At 30.6% G+C, this 24,001-nt stretch carries 22 protein-coding genes; 19 read left to right on the forward strand and 3 right to left on the reverse strand.

Features of this window, described 5'->3' with window-relative positions:
* The first annotated feature begins 172 nt into the window (after positions 1-172).
* The 10 genes from WA327_RS09875 to WA327_RS09920 all read left to right on the forward strand — a co-directional run bounded on the left by WA327_RS09875 (position 173) and on the right by WA327_RS09920 (position 11,909).
* Positions 173-2,791 carry a BspA family leucine-rich repeat surface protein gene (locus WA327_RS09875; RefSeq protein ID WP_336069231.1) on the forward strand — a complete coding sequence of 873 codons (2,619 nt, stop codon included), beginning with the start codon at positions 173-175 and terminating at the stop codon, positions 2,789-2,791.
* Between the two features lie 132 nt (positions 2,792-2,923).
* A complete protein-coding gene (locus WA327_RS09880) occupies positions 2,924-4,153 on the forward strand; it encodes a class I SAM-dependent rRNA methyltransferase (RefSeq protein ID WP_336069233.1) in 1,230 nt (409 codons plus the stop codon).
* A 56-nt stretch (positions 4,154-4,209) separates the two neighbouring features.
* Entirely contained in the window at positions 4,210-5,154 is a 945-nt protein-coding gene (locus tag WA327_RS09885; RefSeq protein WP_336069235.1) for a nitronate monooxygenase, read from the forward strand.
* Position 5,155: 1 nt separating this feature from the next.
* Positions 5,156-5,776 (forward strand): YiiX/YebB-like N1pC/P60 family cysteine hydrolase, encoded by a 621-nt coding sequence (locus WA327_RS09890; RefSeq protein WP_336069238.1) that lies wholly within the window; start codon positions 5,156-5,158, stop codon positions 5,774-5,776.
* A gap of 81 nt (positions 5,777-5,857) precedes the next feature.
* Positions 5,858-7,132: a hypothetical protein gene (locus WA327_RS09895; protein ID WP_336069241.1), complete on the forward strand. Its 1,275-nt coding sequence runs from the start codon at positions 5,858-5,860 to the stop codon at positions 7,130-7,132.
* A 46-nt stretch (positions 7,133-7,178) separates the two neighbouring features.
* A complete protein-coding gene (locus WA327_RS09900) occupies positions 7,179-7,601 on the forward strand; it encodes a hotdog fold thioesterase (protein WP_336069243.1) in 423 nt (140 codons plus the stop codon).
* A gap of 3 nt (positions 7,602-7,604) precedes the next feature.
* A complete protein-coding gene (locus WA327_RS09905) occupies positions 7,605-8,729 on the forward strand; it encodes a chorismate-binding protein (protein WP_336069245.1) in 1,125 nt (374 codons plus the stop codon).
* 62 nt (positions 8,730-8,791) lie between these two features.
* The gene (gene menD, locus WA327_RS09910) at positions 8,792-10,540 is read left to right on the forward strand and encodes a 2-succinyl-5-enolpyruvyl-6-hydroxy-3-cyclohexene-1-carboxylic-acid synthase (RefSeq protein WP_336069247.1); all 1,749 of its coding nucleotides are present in this window, start codon (positions 8,792-8,794) and stop codon (positions 10,538-10,540) included.
* 122 nt (positions 10,541-10,662) lie between these two features.
* Complete coding sequence (locus WA327_RS09915) at positions 10,663-11,001, forward strand: DUF2853 family protein (protein ID WP_336069249.1); 339 nt, start codon at positions 10,663-10,665, stop codon at positions 10,999-11,001.
* 71 nt (positions 11,002-11,072) lie between these two features.
* On the forward strand, positions 11,073-11,909 hold the full coding sequence (locus WA327_RS09920) for a S1-like domain-containing RNA-binding protein (protein ID WP_336069250.1): 837 nt from the start codon (positions 11,073-11,075) through the stop codon (positions 11,907-11,909).
* On the opposite strand, the gene WA327_RS09925 is transcribed toward WA327_RS09920, so the two are convergent.
* A complete protein-coding gene (locus tag WA327_RS09925) occupies positions 11,896-12,333 on the reverse strand; it encodes a hypothetical protein (RefSeq protein ID WP_336069251.1) in 438 nt (145 codons plus the stop codon). The two genes, WA327_RS09920 and WA327_RS09925, sit on opposite strands and share 14 nt — an antisense overlap.
* Before the next feature lie 173 nt (positions 12,334-12,506).
* Positions 12,507-12,929 (reverse strand): hypothetical protein, encoded by a 423-nt coding sequence (locus WA327_RS09930; RefSeq protein WP_336069253.1) that lies wholly within the window; start codon positions 12,927-12,929, stop codon positions 12,507-12,509.
* Between the two features lie 283 nt (positions 12,930-13,212).
* On the opposite strand from WA327_RS09930, the gene WA327_RS09935 reads away from it, so the two are divergent.
* From WA327_RS09935 to WA327_RS09945, 3 genes are read left to right on the forward strand one after another with little or no spacing between them, the layout of a single operon-like run.
* Positions 13,213-14,052, forward strand: coding sequence for a 1,4-dihydroxy-2-naphthoyl-CoA synthase (locus WA327_RS09935; RefSeq protein WP_336069256.1), 840 nt, complete (start codon positions 13,213-13,215; stop codon positions 14,050-14,052).
* 1 nt (position 14,053) lies between these two features.
* Positions 14,054-14,959: a 1,4-dihydroxy-2-naphthoate octaprenyltransferase gene (menA, locus tag WA327_RS09940; protein WP_336069259.1), complete on the forward strand. Its 906-nt coding sequence runs from the start codon at positions 14,054-14,056 to the stop codon at positions 14,957-14,959.
* A gap of 10 nt (positions 14,960-14,969) precedes the next feature.
* Entirely contained in the window at positions 14,970-15,461 is a 492-nt protein-coding gene (locus WA327_RS09945) for a hypothetical protein (protein ID WP_336069262.1), read from the forward strand.
* 2 nt (positions 15,462-15,463) lie between these two features.
* Here WA327_RS09945 and WA327_RS09950 read toward each other — a convergent pair whose 3' ends face one another.
* On the reverse strand, positions 15,464-16,255 hold the full coding sequence (locus WA327_RS09950; RefSeq protein WP_336069264.1) for an SDR family oxidoreductase: 792 nt from the start codon (positions 16,253-16,255) through the stop codon (positions 15,464-15,466).
* Positions 16,256-16,314: 59 nt separating this feature from the next.
* Here WA327_RS09950 and WA327_RS09955 point away from each other — a divergent pair, with 59 nt between their 5' ends.
* The 6 genes from WA327_RS09955 to WA327_RS09980 all read left to right on the forward strand — a co-directional run bounded on the left by WA327_RS09955 (position 16,315) and on the right by WA327_RS09980 (position 23,997).
* On the forward strand, positions 16,315-17,349 hold the full coding sequence (locus tag WA327_RS09955; RefSeq protein ID WP_336069266.1) for an o-succinylbenzoate synthase: 1,035 nt from the start codon (positions 16,315-16,317) through the stop codon (positions 17,347-17,349).
* Between the two features lie 3 nt (positions 17,350-17,352).
* Positions 17,353-18,336, forward strand: coding sequence for a CPBP family intramembrane glutamic endopeptidase (locus WA327_RS09960; RefSeq protein ID WP_336069269.1), 984 nt, complete (start codon positions 17,353-17,355; stop codon positions 18,334-18,336).
* Complete coding sequence (locus WA327_RS09965; protein WP_336069272.1) at positions 18,320-19,405, forward strand: AMP-binding protein; 1,086 nt, start codon at positions 18,320-18,322, stop codon at positions 19,403-19,405. Before WA327_RS09960 ends, WA327_RS09965 begins: the two co-directional genes overlap by 17 nt.
* 93 nt (positions 19,406-19,498) lie before the next feature.
* Positions 19,499-20,146 (forward strand): hypothetical protein, encoded by a 648-nt coding sequence (locus tag WA327_RS09970; protein WP_336069275.1) that lies wholly within the window; start codon positions 19,499-19,501, stop codon positions 20,144-20,146.
* 11 nt (positions 20,147-20,157) lie between these two features.
* On the forward strand, positions 20,158-22,239 hold the full coding sequence (locus tag WA327_RS09975; RefSeq protein WP_336069278.1) for a von Willebrand factor type A domain-containing protein: 2,082 nt from the start codon (positions 20,158-20,160) through the stop codon (positions 22,237-22,239).
* 102 nt (positions 22,240-22,341) lie between these two features.
* Positions 22,342-23,997, forward strand: a complete 1,656-nt coding sequence (locus tag WA327_RS09980; protein WP_336069279.1) for a SulP family inorganic anion transporter — start codon at positions 22,342-22,344, stop codon at positions 23,995-23,997.
* Positions 23,998-24,001 lie beyond the last annotated feature (4 nt).

A 24,001-nucleotide genomic window follows, 5' to 3' on the forward strand; every position in this document is an offset into this window, starting at 1 on the left:
ACTGAGCTTGTCGAAGTATTGTCAAATTATTATCAAATTGCAAAGCAAAACATCTAAACCTATATAAAACAACTAATAATTAAGAGCACAAAAAGAAAAAAAACAGTCCATTTTTTTTTTTTGAATATTTTGTCGATATTGCCAACCTTTAAAACCTATTAATCAATACCTAATGAAAAAAATCTACTTTTTATTTACTTTACTTTTTACAATAACACTTTCTTTTTCTCAAAATGAATTTATTACGACTTGGGAAGTTACAAGTAGTGATTTGTCAATTAAAATAGATACAAATTCTTTTTATTATACATACAATTATACTGTGGATTTTGGAGATGGTGTTATTAATACAAATGTAACAGGAGATATAACTCATACTTATAGTAGTGCAGGAATATATACAGTAAAAATTTCTGGTATTTTTCCTAGTTTGTATCAATCTTCTAATAATTCAACAAATTCAGAAAAATTAAAATCCGTAGAACAATGGGGGAATATTCAATGGTTAAGTATGAAAAGAATGTTTTATTATTGCTTAAATATGGTTATTAATGCAACGGATGTTCCTGATTTATCACAAGTGACAGATATGACTAGAATGTTTTCTTTTTGTGATTCTTTCAATCAAAACATTAATAATTGGGATGTATCAAATGTAAATATAATGAGAGATGTATTTTATTCATGTGATATATTTAACCAACCACTAGACAATTGGAATGTTTCAAACGTAACAGATATGTCTGGTATGTTTTATCAGTGTTCATTATTTAATCAAAACATTAATAATTGGGATGTTTCAAGTGTAGTAGATATGTCTGATACTTTTCATTATTGTAATAACTTTAACCAACCTTTAAATAATTGGGATGTTTTTAGTGTTACTAATATGAATCAAATGTTTAAAAATTGTAACTCTTTTAATCAAACATTAGATAATTGGGATGTATCAAGTGTAACAGAAATGTTTTATATTTTCGGAAATTGTGATTCTTTCAATCAATCTATAAATAATTGGGATGTTTCAAGTGTAACAAACTTATCTCAAGCTTTTGTTAATTGTGATTCGTTTGATCAACCTTTAAACAACTGGGATGTTTCAAATGTTAACGATATGTCTTTTATGTTTTCAGGCTGTACATCTTTTAATCAATCTTTAAACAACTGGGATGTTTCTAATGTATCAAATATGTTTAAAATGTTTAATAATTCAACTGCTTTTAATCAATCATTAGATAGTTGGAATTTTTCAAGTGTTACTAATTTTTCAAATTTTTTAGATAATTCTGGTTTAAACGTAAGCAATTATGATAGTTTTTTACAACGATTGGCGGATTTAAATATTAATAATCAATCAATTGGTGTACTAGGATTAGGTTATTGTAATGACTCGCCACGTAATTACTTATTGAATAATGGATGTGTTTTTGTAGGAGATAGTCAATCTTCAGACTGTAACCAAATACAAGGTACAATTTATTATGATTATGATAATAATGGATGTACAAATACTGATATACATACATCTAATCTTATTGTTGATTCTAATAATGGTATTAATTCTTATTCTACTTTTGTAACTAGTAACAGTTATGATATTTCAGTATATGGAGGCAATCAAACCGTTTCATTATTAAATTTACCATCATATTTTACGGTAACACCACAAAGTCAAACCGTAGATTTTTCAACCACATCAACAGAGCAAGTAGATTTCTGTATAACAGCTAACCAAGTTGTAGAAGATTTAAATATTACTATTTTGCCTTTAGATGATGCTAGACCTGGTTTTGAGTCTAATTACAAACTAATTGTTCAAAACGTAGGTACAGAAACTTTAAATGCAGTAACAGCAAATGTTGTATTTGATAATTCCAAACAATCTTTTGTTTCTGCAAACCCAACAGCTACAAGTACAACAGCAAATACTTTAGATTTTAGTATTGGCACTATAGTACCATTTGGTAGCGCAGAGGTAGATTTTGTTATGCAAAACTTTACACCGCCAACAGTAAATGCAGATGACGTATTAACGTTTACAGCTACAGTATTACCAGATGCGTCAGATTATACTCCAAATGATAATGTATTTACTTTAGATCAAATAGTAGTTAATGCTTATGATCCTAACGATAAACGCGTATTACAAGGTGATGAAATTACAATGTCTCAAACAACAAATTATTTAGATTATATTATAAGATTTCAAAACACAGGAAGTGCTAATGCTACTTTTGTAAGAATAGAAGATGTTTTAGACCCAGAATTAGACTGGAATACGATTAAAATTACAAGTGCAAGCCATGCTTACGAAGTGAAAATTACAAATGGTAATGAAGTTGAGTTTTTATTTGACAACATTAATCTAGCTTATGAAGCAGCAGATGAACCAAACAGTCATGGCTATATTGCCTACAAAATAAAACCAAAAACAACAGTACAATTAGGAGATGTGTTTAGTGGTGATGCAAGTATTTATTTTGACTACAACTTGCCAATTATAACAAACACAGTATCTACAACTGTTGTAAATAATTTGAGTACAGATGAATTTTCAGTAAGTCAATTAATTTCTATTTATCCAAATCCAGTTAAAGAAGGTCTATTTTTAAATACTAAAAACGGAGTATCTATAACGTCAGCTAAAATCTATGATTTAAAAGGAAATAAGTTGATAGATATTAATAATTCAGTAGAATATATTAATACCGAAGCATTGTCTTCAGGGATATACTTACTGTCAGTACAAACCAATCAAGGTAAGATAAGTAAGAAAATTATAAAGAATTAAATAATTTGTCATTCAGAGTGTCACACTGAGCGCAGTCGAAGTGCAAGCAGGAATCTAAATAAAACCAAAAACGCAACCATTTCGGTTGCGTTTTTGCATTTATAAAACCTACATTTGTAGTAAAATTAATAGATGACTTTTTCAGAAAAAATAAAAGCAAATTACCAACCCAAACGCCTTGCTGTAAAATTAAATGCAAAAGGCGAGCAATTTGTTGTAAAAGGTCATCCTTGGGTATTTTCTAACAGTATTGTTAAGATAAATGACGATGCTAAAACTGGTGATTTAGCCATTATATTCAGTAAAAACAAAAACAAAGTTATTGCTTTAGGTTTGTTTGATGCTAATTCGCCTATTCGTATCAAAATCATTCACAATTCTCAAGACAAAGTTGAAGTCAACTCAGCTTTTTTTCATCATAAAATAGAAAACGCATTTGCATTAAGGCAACCGTTATTGCAAACCAATACTAATAGTTATCGCTTATTGTTTGGTGAAAATGATGGTTTCCCTGGGTTAATTGCAGATGTGTATGACAAAGTTTTAGTAGTTAAATTGTATTCTGAAATCTGGCTACCTTATATAGAAACCATTATTCCTAGTTTACAACAAATTTCTAAAGCAGAAACTGTAGTTGTTAGATTAAGCCGAAGTCTAGAAAATTCATCTAATCACCAATTAAAAGATGGCGATGTTATTTATGGCGAATTACATAATGAAGTTGTTGAATTTGTTGAACACGACGTAAAATTTTCAGCTCATGTTATTAAAGGTCACAAAACAGGTTACTTTTTAGATCACCGTGCAAATAGAAAACAAGTAGGCGAGTGGAGTAAAAACAAAACCGTGTTGGATGTATTTAGTTATGCTGGCGGATTTTCGGTACACGCATTATATAACGGTGCAAAAGAAGTAACAAGTTTAGACATAAGTAAACAAGCGCTGGAAGTTGCTATCCAAAACGGAAAATTAAACGATTATTTAGGTTTACATAAAACCATTGCAGGTGATGCTTTTGAAGCGCTTAAGCTACTTATCAAAGAAAACAAAACGTTTGATGTAGTTGTTATTGATCCGCCAAGTTTTGCAAAACAAGCGTCAGAAATAGATTTAGCTAAAAAGAAATACGCGCAGTTAGCCCAATTAGGAGAACAACTTACTGCTAAAAAAGGACTATTAGTTTTAGCGTCATGTTCTTCTAGAGTTGTTCCTCAAGTGTTTTTCGATATTAATAAACAGGTTTTGCTAGATAGTAATAGATCGTTTAACCTAATTTTAAAAACTGGACATGACATTGATCATCCAGTAACCTTTCCAGAAGGAGAATACCTTAAATGTGGTTATTATAGATTTCAAAACTAAAAAGTGTTATGCGTGCATAATATTTTGTATATTTAGACCTTCTAAATTATAACAAAATGCAAACTAAACTTACAGAGTTACTTAATATAAAACATCCAATAATTATGGCTCCAATGTTTTTGGTGTCTAATGTTGCAATGGTTAAAGAAGCCATGCAATCTGGTATTGCAGGCTGCATTCCTGCACTTAATTACAGAACTTTAGAAGAATTAAGAGCGGCAATAAAAGAGCTAAAAGCAAGTAAACCAGAAGGTGGTGCTTTTGGATTTAATTTAATCGTAAACAAATCTAACCCTAAAGCAAAAGCACAATTAGAAGTGCTATGTGAAGAAGGTTGCGATTTTATTTTAACCTCTTTAGGTAACCCAAAAGAAACTATAGAAGAAGCTCATAAAGTAGGTATAAAAGTGTTTTGCGATATTACCGATTTGCGTTTTGCTCAAAAAGTTGAAAGTTTAGGCGCAGATGCTGTTGTTGCAGTTAATAACCAAGCAGGCGGACATAGAGGAAATATCTCACCAGAACAATTAATTTCAACTTTAAAAGAACATTTAAACATACCTGTTATTTCTGCAGGCGGTGTTGGAGTAAAAGCAGATATTGAAAAAATGTTAAGTTATGGTGCTGTTGGCGTTTCTGTTGGAAGTCCGTTTATAGCCTCGGTAGAAGCTGGTGTTACAGATGAATATAAGCAAGCTTGCGTAGATTATGGCGCAAAAGATATAGTAATGACCGAGCGTATTTCGGGTACACCATGTACAGTCATTAATACGCCTTATGTTAAAAAGATTGGTACAAAAGCTACTTGGATAGAAAACCTGTTAAACAAGAATAAAAAATTGAAAAAATGGGTGAAAATGATTCGTTTTTCAATAGGAATGAAAGCTACCGAAAAAGCAGCTAAAAAAGCGACTTACAAAACGGTTTGGGTTGCAGGTCCAAGTATAGAACACACAAAAGAAATTTTGCCTGTAAAAGACATTATTGCAAATTTAGTCTAAGATGAAATACTTATGCTTAATCCTAGTTTTAATAGTCTCTTGTGCAAAAAAAGAGACTATAAAAACTGGTGATGTTATTTTTAGAGAACCCATTTCAATCAGTCAACTTTCTGAAGCTATAAATGAAGTTACCCAAACCCAAAAAGTGACTAATTACACGCATATGGGTATTTGTTTTATTGAAAACGACTCAGTAAAAGTGATACATTCCGATGCAGATTTAGGCGTTGTAATTCAACCTTTACAAGTGTTTTTACAACCAGAAGATTCTACAACGTATTTTGCAGATGTTTACCGTATAAATCAGCTTGAATCTACTCAAGCTTCAAAAGCTATTAGTAATGCAAAAGCATTGGTTGGTCAACCTTATAATACCACTTATATTTTTGAAGATGAAGGTTATTATTGTTCAGAATTTGTCTACGAAGCCTTCAAAGATCATCAAGTGTTTCAATTAGAACCAATGACGTTTAAAGATCCAAAAACCAATCAGTTTCACGAAGGTTGGATTAGTCATTACAAAACATTAAATATCGAAATTCCCGAAGGTAAGTTAGGTTGTAATCCTAACGGAATGGCTAATAACAAGCACCTAACTTTAGTAAAAAGCTTTAGAAATTAGTTAATAAAATATTAATCTCTGAAATTGATTTTTGAAGGTTTTTTAAGTTTTGTAACTTGTAGAAAACCAACTTAAATCTTAATGAAACGAATTCTATATTTTTTTATAATTCTGTTAATAATAGCGTTAGGCTTGTTATACTGGTCAACTTCTTCTACAGACCAAGTTTTCAAAAAGTCAGAATTAATTAATATTAAAAATATCAATTCAGTAGATTTTAAAACTAAAGATTCTGTATTAGTTGCAGCAAGTGATTTGTATCAAGCAGATGAGGTTAAAAAACTAATGCAAGGCGAGCAATACCGTAAAGCTTGGTCAACACCTGTAAAAGTGCCAGTTATGTATTTAGATACATTATTTGGTGGCGTTACTATAGAAAAAGAAGGTGGCGGTAAGCAAACCCATTCTTTAAAATTAAAAACCAAAAATGATATCGAATTAACGTTACGTAGCGTTAATAAAGATCCAGAAGCATTAATTCCGGAATTTGCAAAAACTTTAGGATTAGAAAATATTGTGGTAGATGGTATTTCGGCACAACATCCTTACGCAGCTATTTTAGTGGCTAAATTGGCAGAACACGCCAAAGTACATCACACAAAACCTAAATTAGTCTTTGTACCAAAACAGAAAACACTAGATAATTATAATGATAAATACGGAAATAGATTATTTCTTTTAGAATATGAAACCGAAAGCAAAACCAATTGGACAAAAGAAAATAATGTAATTGAAATATTAGATACAGACGATTTACAAGAGCTAAAATTAGAACAACCAGAACAACTTACTGTAGATAAAAAAGCATTGATTCGTGTCCGTCTTTTTGATTTATTAATTGGCGATTGGGACAGACATACCAAACAATGGGGCTGGATTGTAAAACAAGAAAAAAAAGTGCTAAAAGCTATTCCAATTGCAGGAGATAGGGACAATGCTTTTTTTAGTGTAGATGGCGTTTTACCAACCATACTTTCAGATAAAAATGTAGTTCCAGAATTAAGACCATTTACATCAGAAATAAATTTTATGCCAGGATTAGTCTATCCTTTTGATCAATATTTTCTTATAAATACGTCCGAAGAATTATTTGTTGAGCAAGCAAAACAGCTTCAAAAATTATTAACCGATGAGGTTTTAGAACAATCGTTGTCTGTTTGGCCAAAACAAATAGCAGAAATAGATGGAGAAGAAATCATCTCGAAAATAAAATCAAGACGTGACCATTTAATAGAATATGCCAAGCAATTTAAAGTAGAAATTGATAAAAAAGGTTTAGTAAATCAACCGTTAAAAGGCTCGGAAGACATTAATTTACCTGAAAAATTATTACAGTGTTTTGAGTGTAATAATTAAAATTCTTCTAAAATAGTTAGTAAATTTACAGCTCAAAATTATAACCATGCAATACACAAAAGAAGAAGTGCTAGCACAAGCCAATAAAGCTAGTAAAAATACATTAATGGAAACTTTAGAAATAGAAATGGTAGATTTTGGACCAGATTTTTTAGTAGCCAGAATGCCAGTTACTTCAAAGGTACATCAACCAGATGGTGTGTTACATGGTGGCGCAACAGCAGCACTAGCAGAAAGTGTAGGTAGTTTTGCATCGGTTATTTTTACAGACTCTAATTTAATGGTTAGAGGCTTAGAAATTACTGCAAATCACGTAAAAAGTATTAGAGAAGGATTTGTGTTTGCAAAAGCAACATTTTTACACAAAGGTCGTACCACGCAATTGTTGGATATTAGAGTTACCGATCAAGATGACAACTTAATTTCTATCTGTAAATTGTCAACTATTTCTTTACCAAAAAAGAAGTAATTAATGCAGCAATCGTTTTTCAATCAATTACAAAATCGTTTAGTAAATCAGTTACCATTTGTAGCGTATCGTAAGCCAAATGAGACTAGCGTTTCTGCTATTTTACAAAAGAATGACGCTGTAAATTATTATCAAGATTTTACTAATTCTGGTTTTGTGTTTTCACCATTTGAAAATATTGAAAACGCTATTATTTTTCCTTTAAATGAAAGTGAAATTATTGAGTTTAAAGATGAAATAATTTTAGATGAAACGGAACATTCTCAACCCAATTTCAATCTAGAAAATAGAGAAGAAGCAAAGCAATTTCATATTAATTTAGTTGAAAATGCTGTAAAAGCAATTAAAAACGAAAGTTTTAAAAAAGTAGTCGTTTCCAGAGTTGAACAATCGCCATTTAATAGTTCAGAAACTATTTTGCTATTTAAAAGATTGCTAAATAACTATAAGACTGCAATGGTGTATTGTTGGTACCATCCAAAAGTAGGTTTGTGGTTAGGAGCAACACCAGAAACGTTATTAAAAATTGAAGGTAACCGATTGCAAACAATGTCGTTAGCAGGTACACAACCGTATGTAAATACAACTGACGTAACTTGGCAAAATAAAGAAATTGAAGAGCAACAATTTGTTACCGATTTTATTGTAGATAGCCTTAAACCATTGGTGAACAGAGTAAGTACTACAAAACGACAAACGATAAAAGCTGGTCAATTACTACACTTACAAACAAAAATTTCGGCAGTTTTTGATAAAGCTAATTTCAACTTTAAAAATGTTTTAAAAGCTTTACATCCAACGCCAGCAGTTTGTGGATTACCAAAAGCACCAGCCAAAGATTTCATTTTAAAAAATGAAAATTATAATCGTGAGTTTTATACTGGTTTTTTAGGTGAACTTAATTTTACGCAAACAAAATCAAGAAATACCAACCGTAAAAATGTAGAAAACAATGCTTACCAAAGCATTAAAACAGTCACTAATTTATTTGTTAATTTACGTTGTCTTCAAATAAAAAATGATCAAGCTTTAATCTACGTTGGTGGCGGAATTACAAAAGATTCTAACCCAGAAAAAGAATGGGAAGAAACCGTTGCAAAAAGCTTAACCACAAAAAGCTTACTTTAATCCAGATTTCTTTTAAAATCAAATTCATTTAGACTTAAAAATTGCGTATTTTTGTAAGTAGAATGAAGTACCCAAAAATTCCCTTAGCACAGACCATTGTTCAGCTTTGTAAAGCTAAACAAATCCAACATATTGTTTTATCACCTGGTAGTCGTAATGCACCATTAACTATTGGTTTTACGCATGACGATTATTTTAAATGCTACAGCATTGTAGACGAGCGTTGTGCGGCATTTTTCGCACTTGGTATAGCGCAACAAATTAAAGCGCCAGTTGCAGTTGTTTGTACGTCTGGTAGCGCTTTGTTAAATTATTATCCAGCAGTTTCAGAAGCTTTTTATAGCAATATTCCTTTAGTTGTTTTAAGTGCAGATCGACCAAAATATTTGGTAGGTATTGGTGACGGACAGACCATTAATCAAGAAGATGTCTATAAAAATCACATTTTATATTCGGCAAATTTGAAGTTAGATTTAGACGAAAAAAAATCTAAAAAAGAAGACGATTTACCGATAATGAAAAACATTGAAAATAGATTAGAGTCTTTTTTAGGTTTACAGCAAAATATTCAAGAATTTAATGAAACCGAAATTAATAAAGCCATAAATATTTCTATAGAAAATTTAGGTCCTGTACATATTAATATTCCTTTTGACGAGCCACTTTATGATCGGGTAGATGTACTTTCGGTAAACCCAAAAGTCATTCTTCCAAATATTAAAAATGAAGAGGAAACGGACTATCAAAACTATGCTGAAATTTGGAATAAAGCAGATAGAAAATTGGTTTTAGTTGGAGTTTTAGACCCAAATTCTGTAGAGCAAAAATATATCAATCAATTAGCAGAAGATGATAGTGTTTTGATTATGACTGAAACCACGTCAAACCTTCATCATCCAAGGATTATTCCTAGTATTGATAAGTTAATTGCAGCATTAAATGCAGATGAATTTGACGTGCTAAAACCAGAAATTGTATTGACTTTTGGCGGATTAATAGTTTCAAAAAAGATAAAACGATTTTTAAGAGATTATCAACCAAAGCATCATTGGCATGTTGGTAAACAAAAGGCTAATGATACATTTTTTGTTTTGGATAAAGTGTTTAAACAAACAGAAAATTCATTTTTTAAAGCCTTTTTGCCGCTTACTATACCTAATCAAAGTAAATATGCTTCATTTTGGTTATTACAGTTTGAAAAGCGTAGAAAAAATCATCAAAACTATATAGATAATATTGCGTTTACAGACTTTAAAGTTTTTGATTCTATTTTAAAAACAGTACCAAATAATTGGCAACTTCAAGTTAGTAACAGCTCAACGATTAGATATTTACAGTTATTTGATGTTAATCCAACGCTAGAAGTCTTTTGCAATCGTGGTACAAGTGGTATTGATGGTAGTACAAGTACAGCAATTGGAGCTGCTATAGGCAATACTAAACCAACACTTTTTGTTACAGGCGATTTATCCTTTTTTTATGATAGTAATGCTTTGTGGAATAATTACATCCCAAAAGACTTTAGGATTATTGTTATAAATAATGAAGGTGGCGGTATTTTTAGAATTCTGCCAGGTCATAAAAATACTGCTAATTTTGATTATTATTTTGAAACTAAACATCATTTAACAGCAGAGCATCTTTGTAAAATGTATGATTTTAATTATGAAAGAGTTAATAACGAAATTCAATTAAAAGAAGCTCTTTCAGAATTTTACAAACCGTCTAATCAGCCTAAATTGTTAGAGGTTTTCACACCTTCAACAAAAAATGATGAAGTTTTATTAGATTATTTTAAAACGATAAAATAAACTTTATCGGTAAAAAATACTTTTTATCGTGTTTGTAGTATTTCTTTACGGTATGTATGAAAAGTAGGTCAAAAAATTGTACCTTTAAAGTAGCTAAAAACATTAATCTAAAAATTATAATTATGAGTAAACGTGATGAATTAATTACCAAATACGCTGCAGATTTAAAAGATAAATGTGGTGTAAGTCCAGATATGGATTTGTTAACAAAAGTGACTATTGGTTGTGGCCCATCAATCTACAATGCTGACTCAGCAACAGTTTCAGGATCAGATCAATCAGAATTAGATACAGTAAAAAACAATTTTTTGATTAAAAAATTAGGTTTAAAAGACGGACCAGAATTAGATAAAGCTATAGATTCTGTTATGGAAACTTACGGAAGATCTAACAGAAATAAATACAGAGCAGTAGTATATTACTTATTAACTAAACACTTTAAAAAAGAGTCTGTTTATTAATTGATAAAAAAATTATAAAAAAAGCGTTACACATTTCTGTAGCGCTTTTTTTATATGCTTACATTTGCAAAATGATACAAATAGGAGAATACAATACACTTGAAATTTTAAGAGATACGCAACCAGGACTTTTTCTTGGTGATAGCGAAGGTAACGAAGTATTGTTGCCAAATAGATATGTACCACAACATTTTGAGATAGGAGATAAGATTGAAGTATTTGTTTACTTAGATAATGAAGAACGTATCATAGCTACAACAACAAAACCTTACATTAAAAATGGAGAATTTGCAATGCTACGCTGTAATGAGGTTTCTAAATACGGTGCATTTTTAGATTTTGGTTTAGTTAAAGAATTATTCTGCCCATTTAAAGAACAAGCCTTTCCGATGAAAAAAGGAGGTTGGTATTTAGTACGTTGTTATGTAGATGAAAAGACAGAACGCCTTGTTGCATCAAGCAAAACCAATAGGTTTTTAGACAATACTAATCTAACTGTAGAGCAGTTTGAAGAAGTAGATTTAATAGCATCTCATCCTAGTGATATTGGAATGAATGTAATTGTTAACGGTGTGCATTCTGGCTTAATATATAAGGACAACATTTACCAAGACATAAGTGTTGGTGATAAGTTACAAGGAATTGTCAAAAAAATAAGACTTGGTAACAAATTAGATATTGCTTTAGGACAAGTAGGTTATAGAAGTATAGAGCCAAATGCTGATAAAATTTTAGAAGAATTAAAAGATAACTCAGGCTTTTTACCATTAAACGATAAATCTAATCCAGACGAAATTAAAGACGCTTTAGAGATGAGTAAAAAAAGCTTTAAAAAAGCAATAGGTAATCTATATAAGCAAAAGTTAATTTTAATTAAAGAAGACGGTATATATCTTAAAAAGCAATAGTTTTTTTACTATTTAAGAGGTCTAAGTTTTTAGCTTGACACCATTTTATACTCTCATAAAGGTTGTCAAAACGTTTAATTTCAGTTTTAGAAAAAAGCTTTTCCATTAACGCATTGTACCAGCTACTTTCACTGTTTGTTACAACTGCATAACTGTTTAATCTAAGTTGTTTTTTATTGAAATTTAACCAATCTGAAGGTTTAATAGAATATTTATTAACTCTATTAGAGATGTAACTAACACTATAATTTTCACCATAAAACTTTATAGCGTAATCAATAACTTTTTTAGCTTCTTCCCATGTATATGTTATTCCTTCGTTTAATTCAGAAATAATTATACCATCCATAAAATAAAAATTTCCGTGGTCAGAAATATAGATGTCTTTTATTTGATCTGCTAAATTTGAATCTGCTATTTTCACTATTGGGATAAATTAAGGTGCAAATTTAAGTGTTATAGATACCTTTATAAAATTAAAGAAACAGTTTTCGATTAATTATATACTTTACTCGTTAAAAAAACTACTAGCCATAGGTTAGGGCTATTGGCTAGTAGTCAGGGTAACTAAATAATTAGCCACACTTAGGGAATAATTTACGCTATCATATTTAACTGATTTAGTAAATATAGACTAACATAATTGTAGGCTTCAGTTAAATTTTTAAAGTCAAAATAAGGTGTTTTACAAAATTGTTTTTCAAAGAATAAACTTTTGTAAGTAAATTGATTATAGTAAACCGTTAAAAAGGCTTTCATATTAGGAAATATGTTGCAAAACTTTTCAAAGTCTATCGCGTTTGTAGAAAACTCATTTACTCTATTAGATAGATAAATAAATGGTTTATCTCCAAAATGGTTTTGTATTAATTCCATGTGTTCTTCACCAACATTTAATGATACGTGAGCACCTGCATTAATTTCACTTACAACAACATTATCATAAAAATAAAGGCTACCTAAGTTAGCATTATTAATGGCTTCAACACAGTTGATAAGTTTGGTTTCTTTGATATTCATTTTAAATGGATTAATAACTCTACAAAGTTAAATTGCTTATTATCAGCGATTAACCTTGTTAGGTAGTTAAAACTAATAATTCGGTTAAGTGTAAAAATTAACGATAAAATAAATTTTTTGTGAGAAAAATCTTTTTTAATTATTGGTAATGAGTGAATTACATTAATTTATTTTAAATTTTATAACTCATATTTTCAATTGAAATATCAGTATTTATAGATAAAAATGAAGTAATAATCTATTTTTAATTATTTTTATACACTGAAAAAAGAACTTTATAAAAATGAATCAAATCAATTGGCAAACCGCTAAAGAATATCAAGATATAACTTATAAAAAATGTGATGGTGTAGCAAGAATTGCATTTAACAGACCAGATGTGCGTAATGCGTTTAGACCTCAAACCACAAAAGAATTATACGATGCTTTTTATGATGCAAATGAAGATACTTCAATAGGCGTCGTGCTTTTATCGGCAGAAGGCCCATCATCAAAAGACGGAATTTACAGTTTTTGTTCAGGAGGCGATCAAAAAGCAAGAGGACATCAAGGTTATGTTGGAGAAGATGGTTATCACAGATTAAATATTTTAGAAGTACAACGATTAATAAGATTTATGCCTAAAGCAGTTATTGCTGTTGTGCCAGGTTGGGCAGTTGGTGGCGGACACAGTTTACACGTGGTTTGCGATTTAACATTAGCAAGTAAAGAACATGCTATTTTTAAGCAAACCGATGCAGATGTAACTAGCTTTGATGGTGGATATGGTTCTGCATATCTTGCAAAAATGGTTGGACAGAAAAAAGCACGCGAGATTTTCTTTTTAGGAAGAAATTACTCTGCACAAGAAGCTTATGAAATGGGAATGGTAAATGCAGTCATACCTCATGCAGATTTAGAAGATACTGCTTACGAATGGGCACAAGAAATATTAGCAAAATCACCAACTTCTATTAAAATGTTGAAGTTTGCAATGAATTTGACAGATGACGGAATGGTAGGTCAACAAGTCTTTGCAGGTGAAGCAACTAGATTAGCTTACATGACAGACGAAGCTAAAGAAGGTCGTGATGCCTTTTTAGAAAAACGTAAGCCTAACTTTCCTAAAAAATGGATTCCTTAAAATGAAAAATACTTTAAAGTGGATATCTGCAATGCGATTACGTACGCTTCCATTATCAATTTCTGGGATAATTGTAGCATCGTGTCTAGCAGAATATAATGGTGTTTTTGATCTAAAAATATTTGTATTAGCGATTTTAACAACGCTTAGTTATCAAATTTTATCCAACTTGGCTAACGATTATGGAGATGGTGTAAAAGGAACAGATAACGATGATCGTATTGGTCCGCAAAGAGCATTACAAAGTGGCGCTATTACAAAAGATGAAATGTTTAATGCCATAAGAATAAACATATTAATTTCTATTGTGTTAACTGTAGGATTGGTATACTATTCTTTTGGATCGGATCACTTTCTTTTGGCTTTACTCTTTTTTGGATTAGCTGGATTAGCGGTTAGAGCAGCAGTTAAATATACTGTAGGAAATTCAGCTTATGGATATCGTGGTCGTGGTGATATTTATGTGTTTATATTTTTTGGTTTAGTAAGCGTTATTGGTTGCTATGTATTGTATGCTAAACAAATTGATCATGTTGTTATTTTACCAGCTATTAGTATTGGGTTGTTAAGTACAGCGGTTTTAAACCTTAATAATATGAGAGATATTATTTCTGATACAAAATCAAATAAAATTACACTAGCAGTTAAATTAGGTAAAGAAAATGCAAAAAATTATCATTATTTTTTAGTTGGAGGCGCCATGTTTTGTGCTGTACTTTTTGGTATTTTTTATTATACGTTTTCACCGTTTAGTTTATTGTTTGTAATTGCTTTTATTCCGTTATCATTGCATTTGTCTAAAGTTAACAAAGTGTCAGACCCAAAGAATTTTGACCCAGAATTAAAAAAATTAGCATTATCAACAGTATTGTATAGTATACTTTTAGGTGTTGGGTATTTACTTTAATTAATTCGAAATGAAAAATTTATTTATCTTATTATTTTTTCCCTTTTTTTGTTTTTCTCAAGACTTTGTAATACCAAAGCCAAATATTGAAGAATTAGAAGCAGAATTAAATAGTAGAGAATTTTTATCAGATGAAGTTTATTTATATTTAATTAAAAACTTTGATTCAATAGCAAGTAAAAAAGATTTAAAATATTACGATTACGACTCTAATAGTATTTGTTCATTTAATCAGGATTTTTATAAAAATATTAATTATTTTACAGACTATCAATGTAATGAAGAAGGAGGCTCAAGTTCAATTTTAACTTTACCAAAAACAGATAGAAAAAGTTTAATTATTTGGGTTGAACAAATATTTAAAATATATCCAACAGATATTGATCATAGCTGGAATAGTGAAATGACTATTTTTAGACCAACAGATGAAGGAGCTGGATGCTACTATGAAATTATAGAAAACAAAACATCGACAATGGTTAAGATATATTGTGGCTGTTAATTTTACCTCACAGCACTTTTCATTACAAAACGATGTAATAGTTTAGGGAAGAAACGCTTTAGGTACACACCCAAAATTTCCTTTTTACCAATATAAGCTTCAAATTTTTCTTTTTCGATAGCTTTAATCATACGACTACAAAACTGTTGGACTGTAAGTCCATTTTCAGTTGCTTGATCTTGGCTGTTTTGTAAGCTACCATCACCTATTAAAGCATTTTTAGCAATATTAGTATTTACAAACCCAGGACAGATAATAGTCACTTTTATATTGTCTTTTTCGTGTTCCATGCGTAAAGCATCAAAAAAACCATGTAAAGCATGTTTTGCACCACAATAACCAGAACGATAAGGTGAACTAAACTTACCCATCAAACTGGTAACCACAACAAATTGACCCTTTTGATTTTTAATAAAATGAGGCAATAAAGCTTTGCTTAAAGCAACAGTACCTAAATAATCAACGTCCATTAATTTTTTATCTACACTTATGTCTGTATTTACAATTAAAGAACGTTGACTAATACCTCCATTATTAATTAAAACATCAATCTTTCCAAAGCAGTTAATAGCATTTTCAACTACAGTTTTCATGTTATCAATTTCAGCTAAATCAAAAGGAATAACAGCTACATTTTCAGGAGTTTTACAGGTTTGTTTTATATTTTCTAACTTGGCTTTATTTCTTGCAGAAATAATTAATTTACAATCTATTTTAGATAAGTGTTCTACTAAACCTTTCCCAATTCCGCTAGAAGCACCAGTAATCCAAACCACTTTATTTTTAAAGGTCATTTCAGTTTTTATTTTAAGTGAATTTACAAAAATAAATACCTATTTTTGAAACTAACTTTATGAAAGCAACCTACAAACAACATATTCTAAATTTCAAAGTTCCAAGCGGCACATCTAGAGGTGTTTTAAAAACTAAAGAAACCTGGTACATTATTATTGAGGATGAAGGTAAACGTGGTATTGGTGAATGTGGAATTTTAAGAGGTTTAAGTGCAGACGATAGACCAGATTACGAAGCACAATTACAGCAAACTTGTAATAATATTGAAAAAGGCTTAGACGTACTTTATAATGAAAATGTAGAATTTCCGAGCATTCAAATTGGGTTAGAAATGGCTTTTAAAAGTTTAGAAGCTAATTCTACTTTCGAATTATTTCCTTCAAACTTTACAAAAGGAAATGACACAATTCCAATTAACGGATTAATTTGGATGGGTGATAAAGCCTTTATGAATCAGCAAATCAAACAAAAAATAGCAGATGGTTTTGATTGTATAAAAATGAAAATTGGAGCTATAGATTTTCAAACAGAATTAGAAGTTTTAAAAGGAATTAGGCAAAATTTTAGCGAAAGCGATATAGAAATAAGAGTAGATGCTAATGGAGCTTTTACTATTGATTCTGCTTTAGAAAAACTACAACGTTTATCAGATTTCAAATTACATTCTATTGAGCAGCCAATAAAACCAAACCAATGGGAAGAAATGGCAAATCTTTGTGATAAAACTCCACTTCCAATAGCATTGGATGAAGAGTTGATTGGTGTTTTTAATGACGATAGAAAGCAGCAACTATTAAACACAATCAATCCACAATATATTATCTTAAAACCAAGTTTTATAGGTGGTTTTAAAGGTAGTGATACATGGATTACCCTTGCCGATAAGCAAAATATTGGCTGGTGGATTACTAGTGCTTTAGAAAGTAATGTTGGACTTAACGGTATTGCGCAATATACGTATTTAAAAGAAGTTACTATGCCTCAAGGGTTAGGTACAGGTAGTTTATTTACTAATAATATTTCTTCACCATTAATTGTAAAAAATGGTACATTGCAGTACGATACAAATTTAAATTGGGATTTTAATTTTTAACCTATGGATTATATAAAACAAGCGTTTTACGCTAAGCATGACGCATGGCGTTACATTGTTGGATTATTATTAGTCATCGTAGCTTGGCAATTTATTGGAGCTATTCCTTTATTAATAGCTTTAGTAATGGCTGTATTTAAGCAAGGTGGAGATTTAAATAATACACCATCAGATATTGCTGGTTTAACCAATCTTTTAGGACAAAATAACTTTTTGTTATTAATGTTAATCTCTTTTGTTATTGGTCTTATTGGCTTATTTTTAGTGGTTAAATTTATCCATCAACAATCGTTTAAATCATTAACAACAGCAAGAACTAAAGTAGATTGGAAACGTATTTTGTTTGCGTTTTTCTTTTGGGGAATTATTTCTTCTGCAATGGTGATTTTGGATTATAAATTAGCACCAGAAGATTATGTTTGGAATTTCGATTTGCAAAAATTCTTGGTTTTAGCAGTTATAGGTATCGTATTGTTACCATTTCAAACCAGTTTTGAAGAATATTTATTTAGAGGCTATTTAATGCAAGGTATTGGTGTAATGGCAAAAAATAGATGGTTGCCACTTGTGATTACTTCAGTAATTTTTGGTGTAATGCATATTGCAAATCCAGAAGTAGAAAAACTGGGTTACGTGATCATGGTATATTATATCGGTACAGGTTTTTTCTTAGGAATTATAACTTTAATGGACGAAGGTATGGAGCTAGCGCTAGGTTTTCACGCAGCAAATAACTTGTTTACAGCTTTATTGGTGACAGCAGACTGGACAGCATTACAGACAGATTCTATTCTAAAAGATATTTCTGAACCAGGCGAAATGGCTTTAGGAGAAATCTTTGTTCCTGTATTTATAATCTTTCCAATTCTACTATTTATTTTTTCTAAAATGTATAAATGGAACAACTGGAACGACCGATTATTTGGTAAAGTTGAAGCTCCAGAATTAGATATAACTACACAAATAGGAAATGACACCAACGTATAAAAACATTCATAATCGTTTTAAATTAAACGGTACACATTACAATTTTGAAGATTTAAAAGAAGTTGCTTATAGCTTTATAAAAGAAGGCTTAGATTTTGAAAAGCAAATAGGAGATTTTTTAAATCATTGGCAAGATGATAGCGAGTTTATCGATGTAAAAACCTCAGGATCTACAGGTCAGCCAAAAACCATAAGTTTAAGTAAACAAGCAATGGTTAATTCGGCAATTGCTACAGGAGATTTCTTTGGTTTAGAACCAGGTAATACAGCCTTAATGTGTCTTCCTGCAAATTATATAGCAGGAAAAATGATGTTAGTTCGTGCACTAATTTTAGGTTTAGAAATTGAAGTTATAGAACCAAAAACAAATCCAGTTTTTGATAACGAAGTACATTATGATTTTTGTGCGATGATACCTATTCAGCTTCAAAAAACTTTAAAACGAATTGATAATATTAAAACCATAATTGTTGGTGGTGCATCGGTTTCTTATCAATTAAAAGAACAAATCCAAAGTTTAAAAACCAATGTTTTTGAAACCTACGGTATGACCGAAACTATTACGCACGTTGCTGTAAAAAAGCTAAATAACTTCCATGATGATAAAGATTTTAGCATAGCTGAATCTTCTTATTTCAAAACATTACCAAACATCAAAATATCACAAAATAAATCGCAGTGTTTAGTCATTGATGCGCCAAATATTTTAGATGAAACTATATTAACAAACGATGTTGTAAAGTTACATTCAGATACTACTTTTGAATGGTTAGGACGCAAAGACAACGTGATTAATTCTGGTGGTGTAAAACTTTTTCCAGAACAGATTGAAGCCAAATTACAGCCACAAATAGCTTCACGATTTTTTATTTCGAAAGAAGAAGATGATAAATTTGGTGAGCATGTCATACTTGTTGTAGAAGATAAAGATTTTAACTTAAAACCTTCAGATTTAAAAGGTTTAACTAAGATAGAAGCACCAAAAAAAATCTATGTTTTAGAGCAGTTTAAAGAAACATCTTCTGGAAAAATAAACAGAGGGAAAACATTGCAACTACTTCAAAAGTAGACTTTACTCAACAAAAAACATACTTCACTCAATACCCGTTTTATAAACTTTGGTTTGGTTATAGTTTAGCTGTAAACTTTAAAACCAAGGATTATGAAAACATTTGTATCATTAACATTATTTCTGTTTATTACAGTAATTAATGCACAAGAAACAACGCTAACAACTAAATCAGTAAAGCTAGATAATTTAATTTCATTTGTAGCAGATAATTTTCCTTTACAACAAGAGAATACCGACGAAGACGAGGAAGACGAAGAAGATGAAAACCACTTAAATTATCAGGTCACTTTTTTATTAGAAACGACAACTTCAAATTTTTCTGACGAAGATGAAATTATCTTGAAGCAAGCTTTTAAGTTTTTATCAGATAGATTAAGTACTAAAGATAAGCTTTCAACAGTAGTTTATTCAGGTCAAAACGGATTATTATTAGATAATCAATCACCAAAATCACTTAAAAAAATACTTCACGCATTAAGTGACGTAAAAAAGAATATAATAGAAGATTATGAAGATGGAATAGAAGAAGCTTATTCGCATGCAAATACAAATTTCAACACAGAAGCTCAAAATATTTTAGTTATGGTAAGAAATCCAGATGCTAAAGCAGAAACGAGTGAAACAGAAGAAATTGTTGAAGCCTTAAAAGCAAACGGTGCAAAAACTAAGGACAATAGTATTGTGCTTTTAACAGCTATTTCATTACTACCAGAATTAATCGAAGTTATCAAAAAATAAACTATATAATCATGAAACTATTTTTAAAATCATTATTTGTACTATTTACAATCGTACAAATACAAGCACAAGAAAAAACAATAAGCGGTGTTGTCTCTGATGAGAACGGATTGCCCTTACCATCTGCAACCGTTTTAGTAAAAGGAACAACAAACGGTACTCAAACCGATTTTGACGGAAATTACTCAATTACAGCACAAGAAGGTGATATATTAGTTTTTGCTTATGTAGGATATGATAGTAAAGAAGTTACTGTTGGAGCTTCTAATAAGATAAATGTGAGTATGGAACTTGATAACACTTTAGATGAAGTTGTAGTGACTGCTTTTAGTAATAAGTCTAGGGAAAGTTATACTTCTTCAGTTGCTAAAATTAAAAGTAAATCTTATGAAAAAAGATTGATTTCTTCTAATGGTAATTTAAAAAACAAAACTTTTGTTGGAGTAAGAGGTGTTGGTTCTATTTCTAATTCAACCTCTCCATTATATATAGTTGATGGTAAAATAATGAAAGATTTAATTTCTTTAGATGCCTTAAATATTAGTTCAATAAATATTTTAAAAACTTCTACAGCAAAATCTTTATATGGTGATAAGGCTTCAAATGGTGTTGTAATAATAACAACTGATAAAACTGCAGAAAAGGAAAAACTAGGCTATAAAACAGACCAAAAGTCTCTATTACTTCAACAAAAACATTTAAACGAATCATACACAAAAATTCATGAAAACAAGTTTAAAACCGTAAGTAATTCACCATTATCAACATTTTCAATAGATGTAGATAAAGCAGGTTATAGTAATGTAAGACGCTTAATTAATACAGGTCAATTTGTTCCGGCAGATGCTGTAAAGATTGAAGAAATGGTTAATTATTTCAATTATAATTATCCGCAACCAAAGGATGAGCATCCATTTTCAATCAATACAGAAGTAGTAAAAACACCATGGAATCAAGATACAAAATTGGTTAAAATTGGATTACAAGGTAAAATTTATGAAAACGAAAACTTACCTGCAGCAAATCTTACATTTTTAATTGATGTATCAGGATCTATGGGAAGTCCAAATAAGCTAGGATTACTTAAACAAGCATTTAAATTATTAGTAAATCAGCTTAGAGAAAAAGATAAAGTATCTATCGTGGTTTATGCTGGTGCAGCTGGAGTAGTATTAAAACCAACATCTGGTAAACATAAAGATAAAATCATCGAAGCATTAGATAATTTGCATTCTGGCGGATCTACTGCTGGTGGCGCAGGCATAAAATTAGCTTATAAATTGGCACAAGAAAATTTCAATAAAAAAGGAAATAACAGAGTGATTTTAGCAACCGACGGTGATTTTAATGTCGGTGCATCCTCAGATCAAGATATGGAAGATTTAATTACTGAAAAACGAAAATCTGGTGTATTTCTTTCGGTTTTAGGCTTTGGATATGGAAATTATAAGGATTCTAAACTAGAAACTTTAGCAGATAAAGGAAATGGTAATCATGCTTACATAGATACGATGCAAGAAGCTAGACGTATTTTTGAAAGCGAATTTGGCGGAACGTTATTTACCATTGCAAAAGATGTAAAATTACAAGTAGAATTTAATCCCAATAAAGTACAAGCATACCGTTTAATTGGTTACGAAAATAGATTATTAGCAGACGAAGACTTTATTGACGATACTAAAGATGCAGGCGAATTAGGTGCTGGACATACAGTAACAGCTCTTTATGAAGTGATTCCAGTTGGTGTAAAAAGTTATTATATTAAAGATGAAATTGATTTAAAATACACAGATAAAAAAGTGAATGACAACTATTCTCATGAGTTGTTTACAGTTAAATTTAGATATAAAAAACCAGATGAAGATACGAGTATAGAAATGGTTCATATTCAAAAAGATGAAGTAACAGAAGCCTCAGAAGACATGAATTTTGCTAGTGCAGTTGCTTTGTTTGGTATGCAATTAAGACAATCTCAGTTTTATAATAATGCATCTCAAGATTTAGTTGTAGAACTAGCAGAAAAGGGAAGAGGAGAAGATAAAAATGGATATAGAGCCGAATTTATAAGATTAACAAAATCACAAAACTTTTAACTCAATTTACTATTAACTAGTATTTTTCTTACCAATTTAGAACTCGGTTGTATTTTTAATTATTATTCATTTATTTTTATGGTCTAACTAAAAATACAACCTATGAGTTCTAAATTTTACGATTTTAAAAATTTAAAAGGAGATTTAACTGGCGGATTAGTTGCTGGTGTTGTTGCTTTACCTTTAGCATTAGCATTTGGTGTGCAATCTGGTTTAGGTGCAATTGCAGGTCTTTATGGCGCAATCGCAGTTGGTATTTTTGCAGCTATTTTTGGAGGTACCGCTACACAAGCAAGCGGACCAACAGGTCCAATGACGGTTGTTTCTGCTGCATTAGTTGCCGCTTCAATTGAGATTACTGGTAGTTTGGAAGCTGCAATGCCAATAATTATTGTTACGTTTTTATTAGGTGGTGTTTTTCAGATTATTTTTGGGTTTTTAAATATTGCAGGATATGTAAAATACTTTCCTTATCCAGTAGTTTCTGGGTTTATGAGTGGCGTAGGATTAATTATAATTATTCTTCAGTTGTTTCCATTTGTAGGGTTAAGTTCGGCTAAATCTACGTGGTTAGTTATGCAAGATTTGCCAAGGTTGTTTTCAGATTTTAACTGGCAAGCCTTAGTGTTAGGAGGCATAACGATAATTGTATATTTCATATTTCCTTATATCACAAAAGCGATTCCTAGTGCTTTGGTAGCTTTAATTTTTTCATCCGTATTAGCATTTTTATTAAAATGGGATGTGCCAATTATTGGTGAAATTCCTTCTGGATTACCAAATTTACAAGTTTCAGGATTATTTTCAATAGATGCTAGTGCCTATGCTATTGTTTTAGAATATGCTTTGGTTTTGGCTGTTCTAGGCTCGATAGATTCGTTATTAACTTCGGTTATTGCAGATAATATGACAAAGACCAAACACAATAGTAATCGCGAATTAATCGGTCAAGGAATAGGAAATGCAATTGCTGCAATTTTTGGAGGTATTCCTGGTGCTGGCGCAACCAAAGGGACGGTGATTAATATTAATTCTGGCGGGCGTACAAGATTATCTGGTGCAACACACGGATTATTTTTATTAGCAGTTTTACTAGGTTTGGGTAAGTTAGCAGCGTTTATTCCGTTATCGGTTTTAGCAGGATTATTAATCCCTATTGCCTTTAAAATTATAGATGTTAAAGGCTTAAAACATTTACTAGTTGTGCCAAGAGCAGATGCTGTAGTTTTAATAATTGTTTTACTAATTACCACGTTTGGAAGTTTAATACAAGCAGTAGGTATTGGGTTGTTACTAGCGTCTTTATTATTTATGAAACGCGCTAGTGATATTGGAGAAAAAGGTATGGAAGTTGGTACTTTGGCTGGTTTTGATGGTGAAAAACCTTGGCAAGACGAAAAAGAGTTTTACGAAGCGCATAAAGACAAAGTATATATTAAACATCTTTACGGACCGTTATTTTTTGGGTTTACCTCTCATTTTCAAGATGAAATAGCAAATATACCAAAGCAAGTTAAAGCATTAATTATAAGATTAGATCGTGTGCCATACATTGATCAATCTGGTTTATATGCTTTAGAAAATGCAGTTTTAGATTTAGAAAAACGCGGTATACAAGTACTTTTAACCGCTGTACAGGAACAACCAAAAGATAAACTTATTTCTATAGATATTGTACCAGATTTAATATCTGAAACACATATTTTTGATACGATTGAAGACGCTTACGAGTACTTAAGAACGCATTTTAAATTATAGCCGT

The sequence above is a fragment of the Mesoflavibacter sp. CH_XMU1404-2 genome (assembly GCF_037029465.1).
GTDB lineage: Bacteria > Bacteroidota > Bacteroidia > Flavobacteriales > Flavobacteriaceae > Mesoflavibacter.

What these genes read in the sequence shown, in the direction of transcription:
- WA327_RS09875 (WP_336069231.1), top strand. Translation starts at nt 173, where the DNA reads ATGAAAAAAATCTACTTTTTATTTACTTTACTTTTTACAATAACACTT.
- WA327_RS09880 (WP_336069233.1), top strand. Translation starts at nt 2,924, where the DNA reads ATGACTTTTTCAGAAAAAATAAAAGCAAATTACCAACCCAAACGCCTT.
- WA327_RS09885 (WP_336069235.1), top strand. Translation starts at nt 4,210, where the DNA reads ATGCAAACTAAACTTACAGAGTTACTTAATATAAAACATCCAATAATT.
- WA327_RS09890 (WP_336069238.1), top strand. Translation starts at nt 5,156, where the DNA reads ATGAAATACTTATGCTTAATCCTAGTTTTAATAGTCTCTTGTGCAAAA.
- WA327_RS09895 (WP_336069241.1), top strand. Translation starts at nt 5,858, where the DNA reads ATGAAACGAATTCTATATTTTTTTATAATTCTGTTAATAATAGCGTTA.
- WA327_RS09900 (WP_336069243.1), top strand. Translation starts at nt 7,179, where the DNA reads ATGCAATACACAAAAGAAGAAGTGCTAGCACAAGCCAATAAAGCTAGT.
- WA327_RS09905 (WP_336069245.1), top strand. Translation starts at nt 7,605, where the DNA reads ATGCAGCAATCGTTTTTCAATCAATTACAAAATCGTTTAGTAAATCAG.
- menD (WP_336069247.1), top strand. Translation starts at nt 8,792, where the DNA reads ATGAAGTACCCAAAAATTCCCTTAGCACAGACCATTGTTCAGCTTTGT.
- WA327_RS09915 (WP_336069249.1), top strand. Translation starts at nt 10,663, where the DNA reads ATGAGTAAACGTGATGAATTAATTACCAAATACGCTGCAGATTTAAAA.
- WA327_RS09920 (WP_336069250.1), top strand. Translation starts at nt 11,073, where the DNA reads ATGATACAAATAGGAGAATACAATACACTTGAAATTTTAAGAGATACG.
- WA327_RS09930 (WP_336069253.1), bottom strand. Translation starts at nt 12,929, where the DNA reads ATGAATATCAAAGAAACCAAACTTATCAACTGTGTTGAAGCCATTAAT.
- WA327_RS09935 (WP_336069256.1), top strand. Translation starts at nt 13,213, where the DNA reads ATGAATCAAATCAATTGGCAAACCGCTAAAGAATATCAAGATATAACT.
- menA (WP_336069259.1), top strand. Translation starts at nt 14,054, where the DNA reads ATGAAAAATACTTTAAAGTGGATATCTGCAATGCGATTACGTACGCTT.
- WA327_RS09945 (WP_336069262.1), top strand. Translation starts at nt 14,970, where the DNA reads ATGAAAAATTTATTTATCTTATTATTTTTTCCCTTTTTTTGTTTTTCT.
- WA327_RS09950 (WP_336069264.1), bottom strand. Translation starts at nt 16,255, where the DNA reads ATGACCTTTAAAAATAAAGTGGTTTGGATTACTGGTGCTTCTAGCGGA.
- WA327_RS09955 (WP_336069266.1), top strand. Translation starts at nt 16,315, where the DNA reads ATGAAAGCAACCTACAAACAACATATTCTAAATTTCAAAGTTCCAAGC.
- WA327_RS09960 (WP_336069269.1), top strand. Translation starts at nt 17,353, where the DNA reads ATGGATTATATAAAACAAGCGTTTTACGCTAAGCATGACGCATGGCGT.
- WA327_RS09965 (WP_336069272.1), top strand. Translation starts at nt 18,320, where the DNA reads ATGACACCAACGTATAAAAACATTCATAATCGTTTTAAATTAAACGGT.
- WA327_RS09970 (WP_336069275.1), top strand. Translation starts at nt 19,499, where the DNA reads ATGAAAACATTTGTATCATTAACATTATTTCTGTTTATTACAGTAATT.
- WA327_RS09975 (WP_336069278.1), top strand. Translation starts at nt 20,158, where the DNA reads ATGAAACTATTTTTAAAATCATTATTTGTACTATTTACAATCGTACAA.
- WA327_RS09980 (WP_336069279.1), top strand. Translation starts at nt 22,342, where the DNA reads ATGAGTTCTAAATTTTACGATTTTAAAAATTTAAAAGGAGATTTAACT.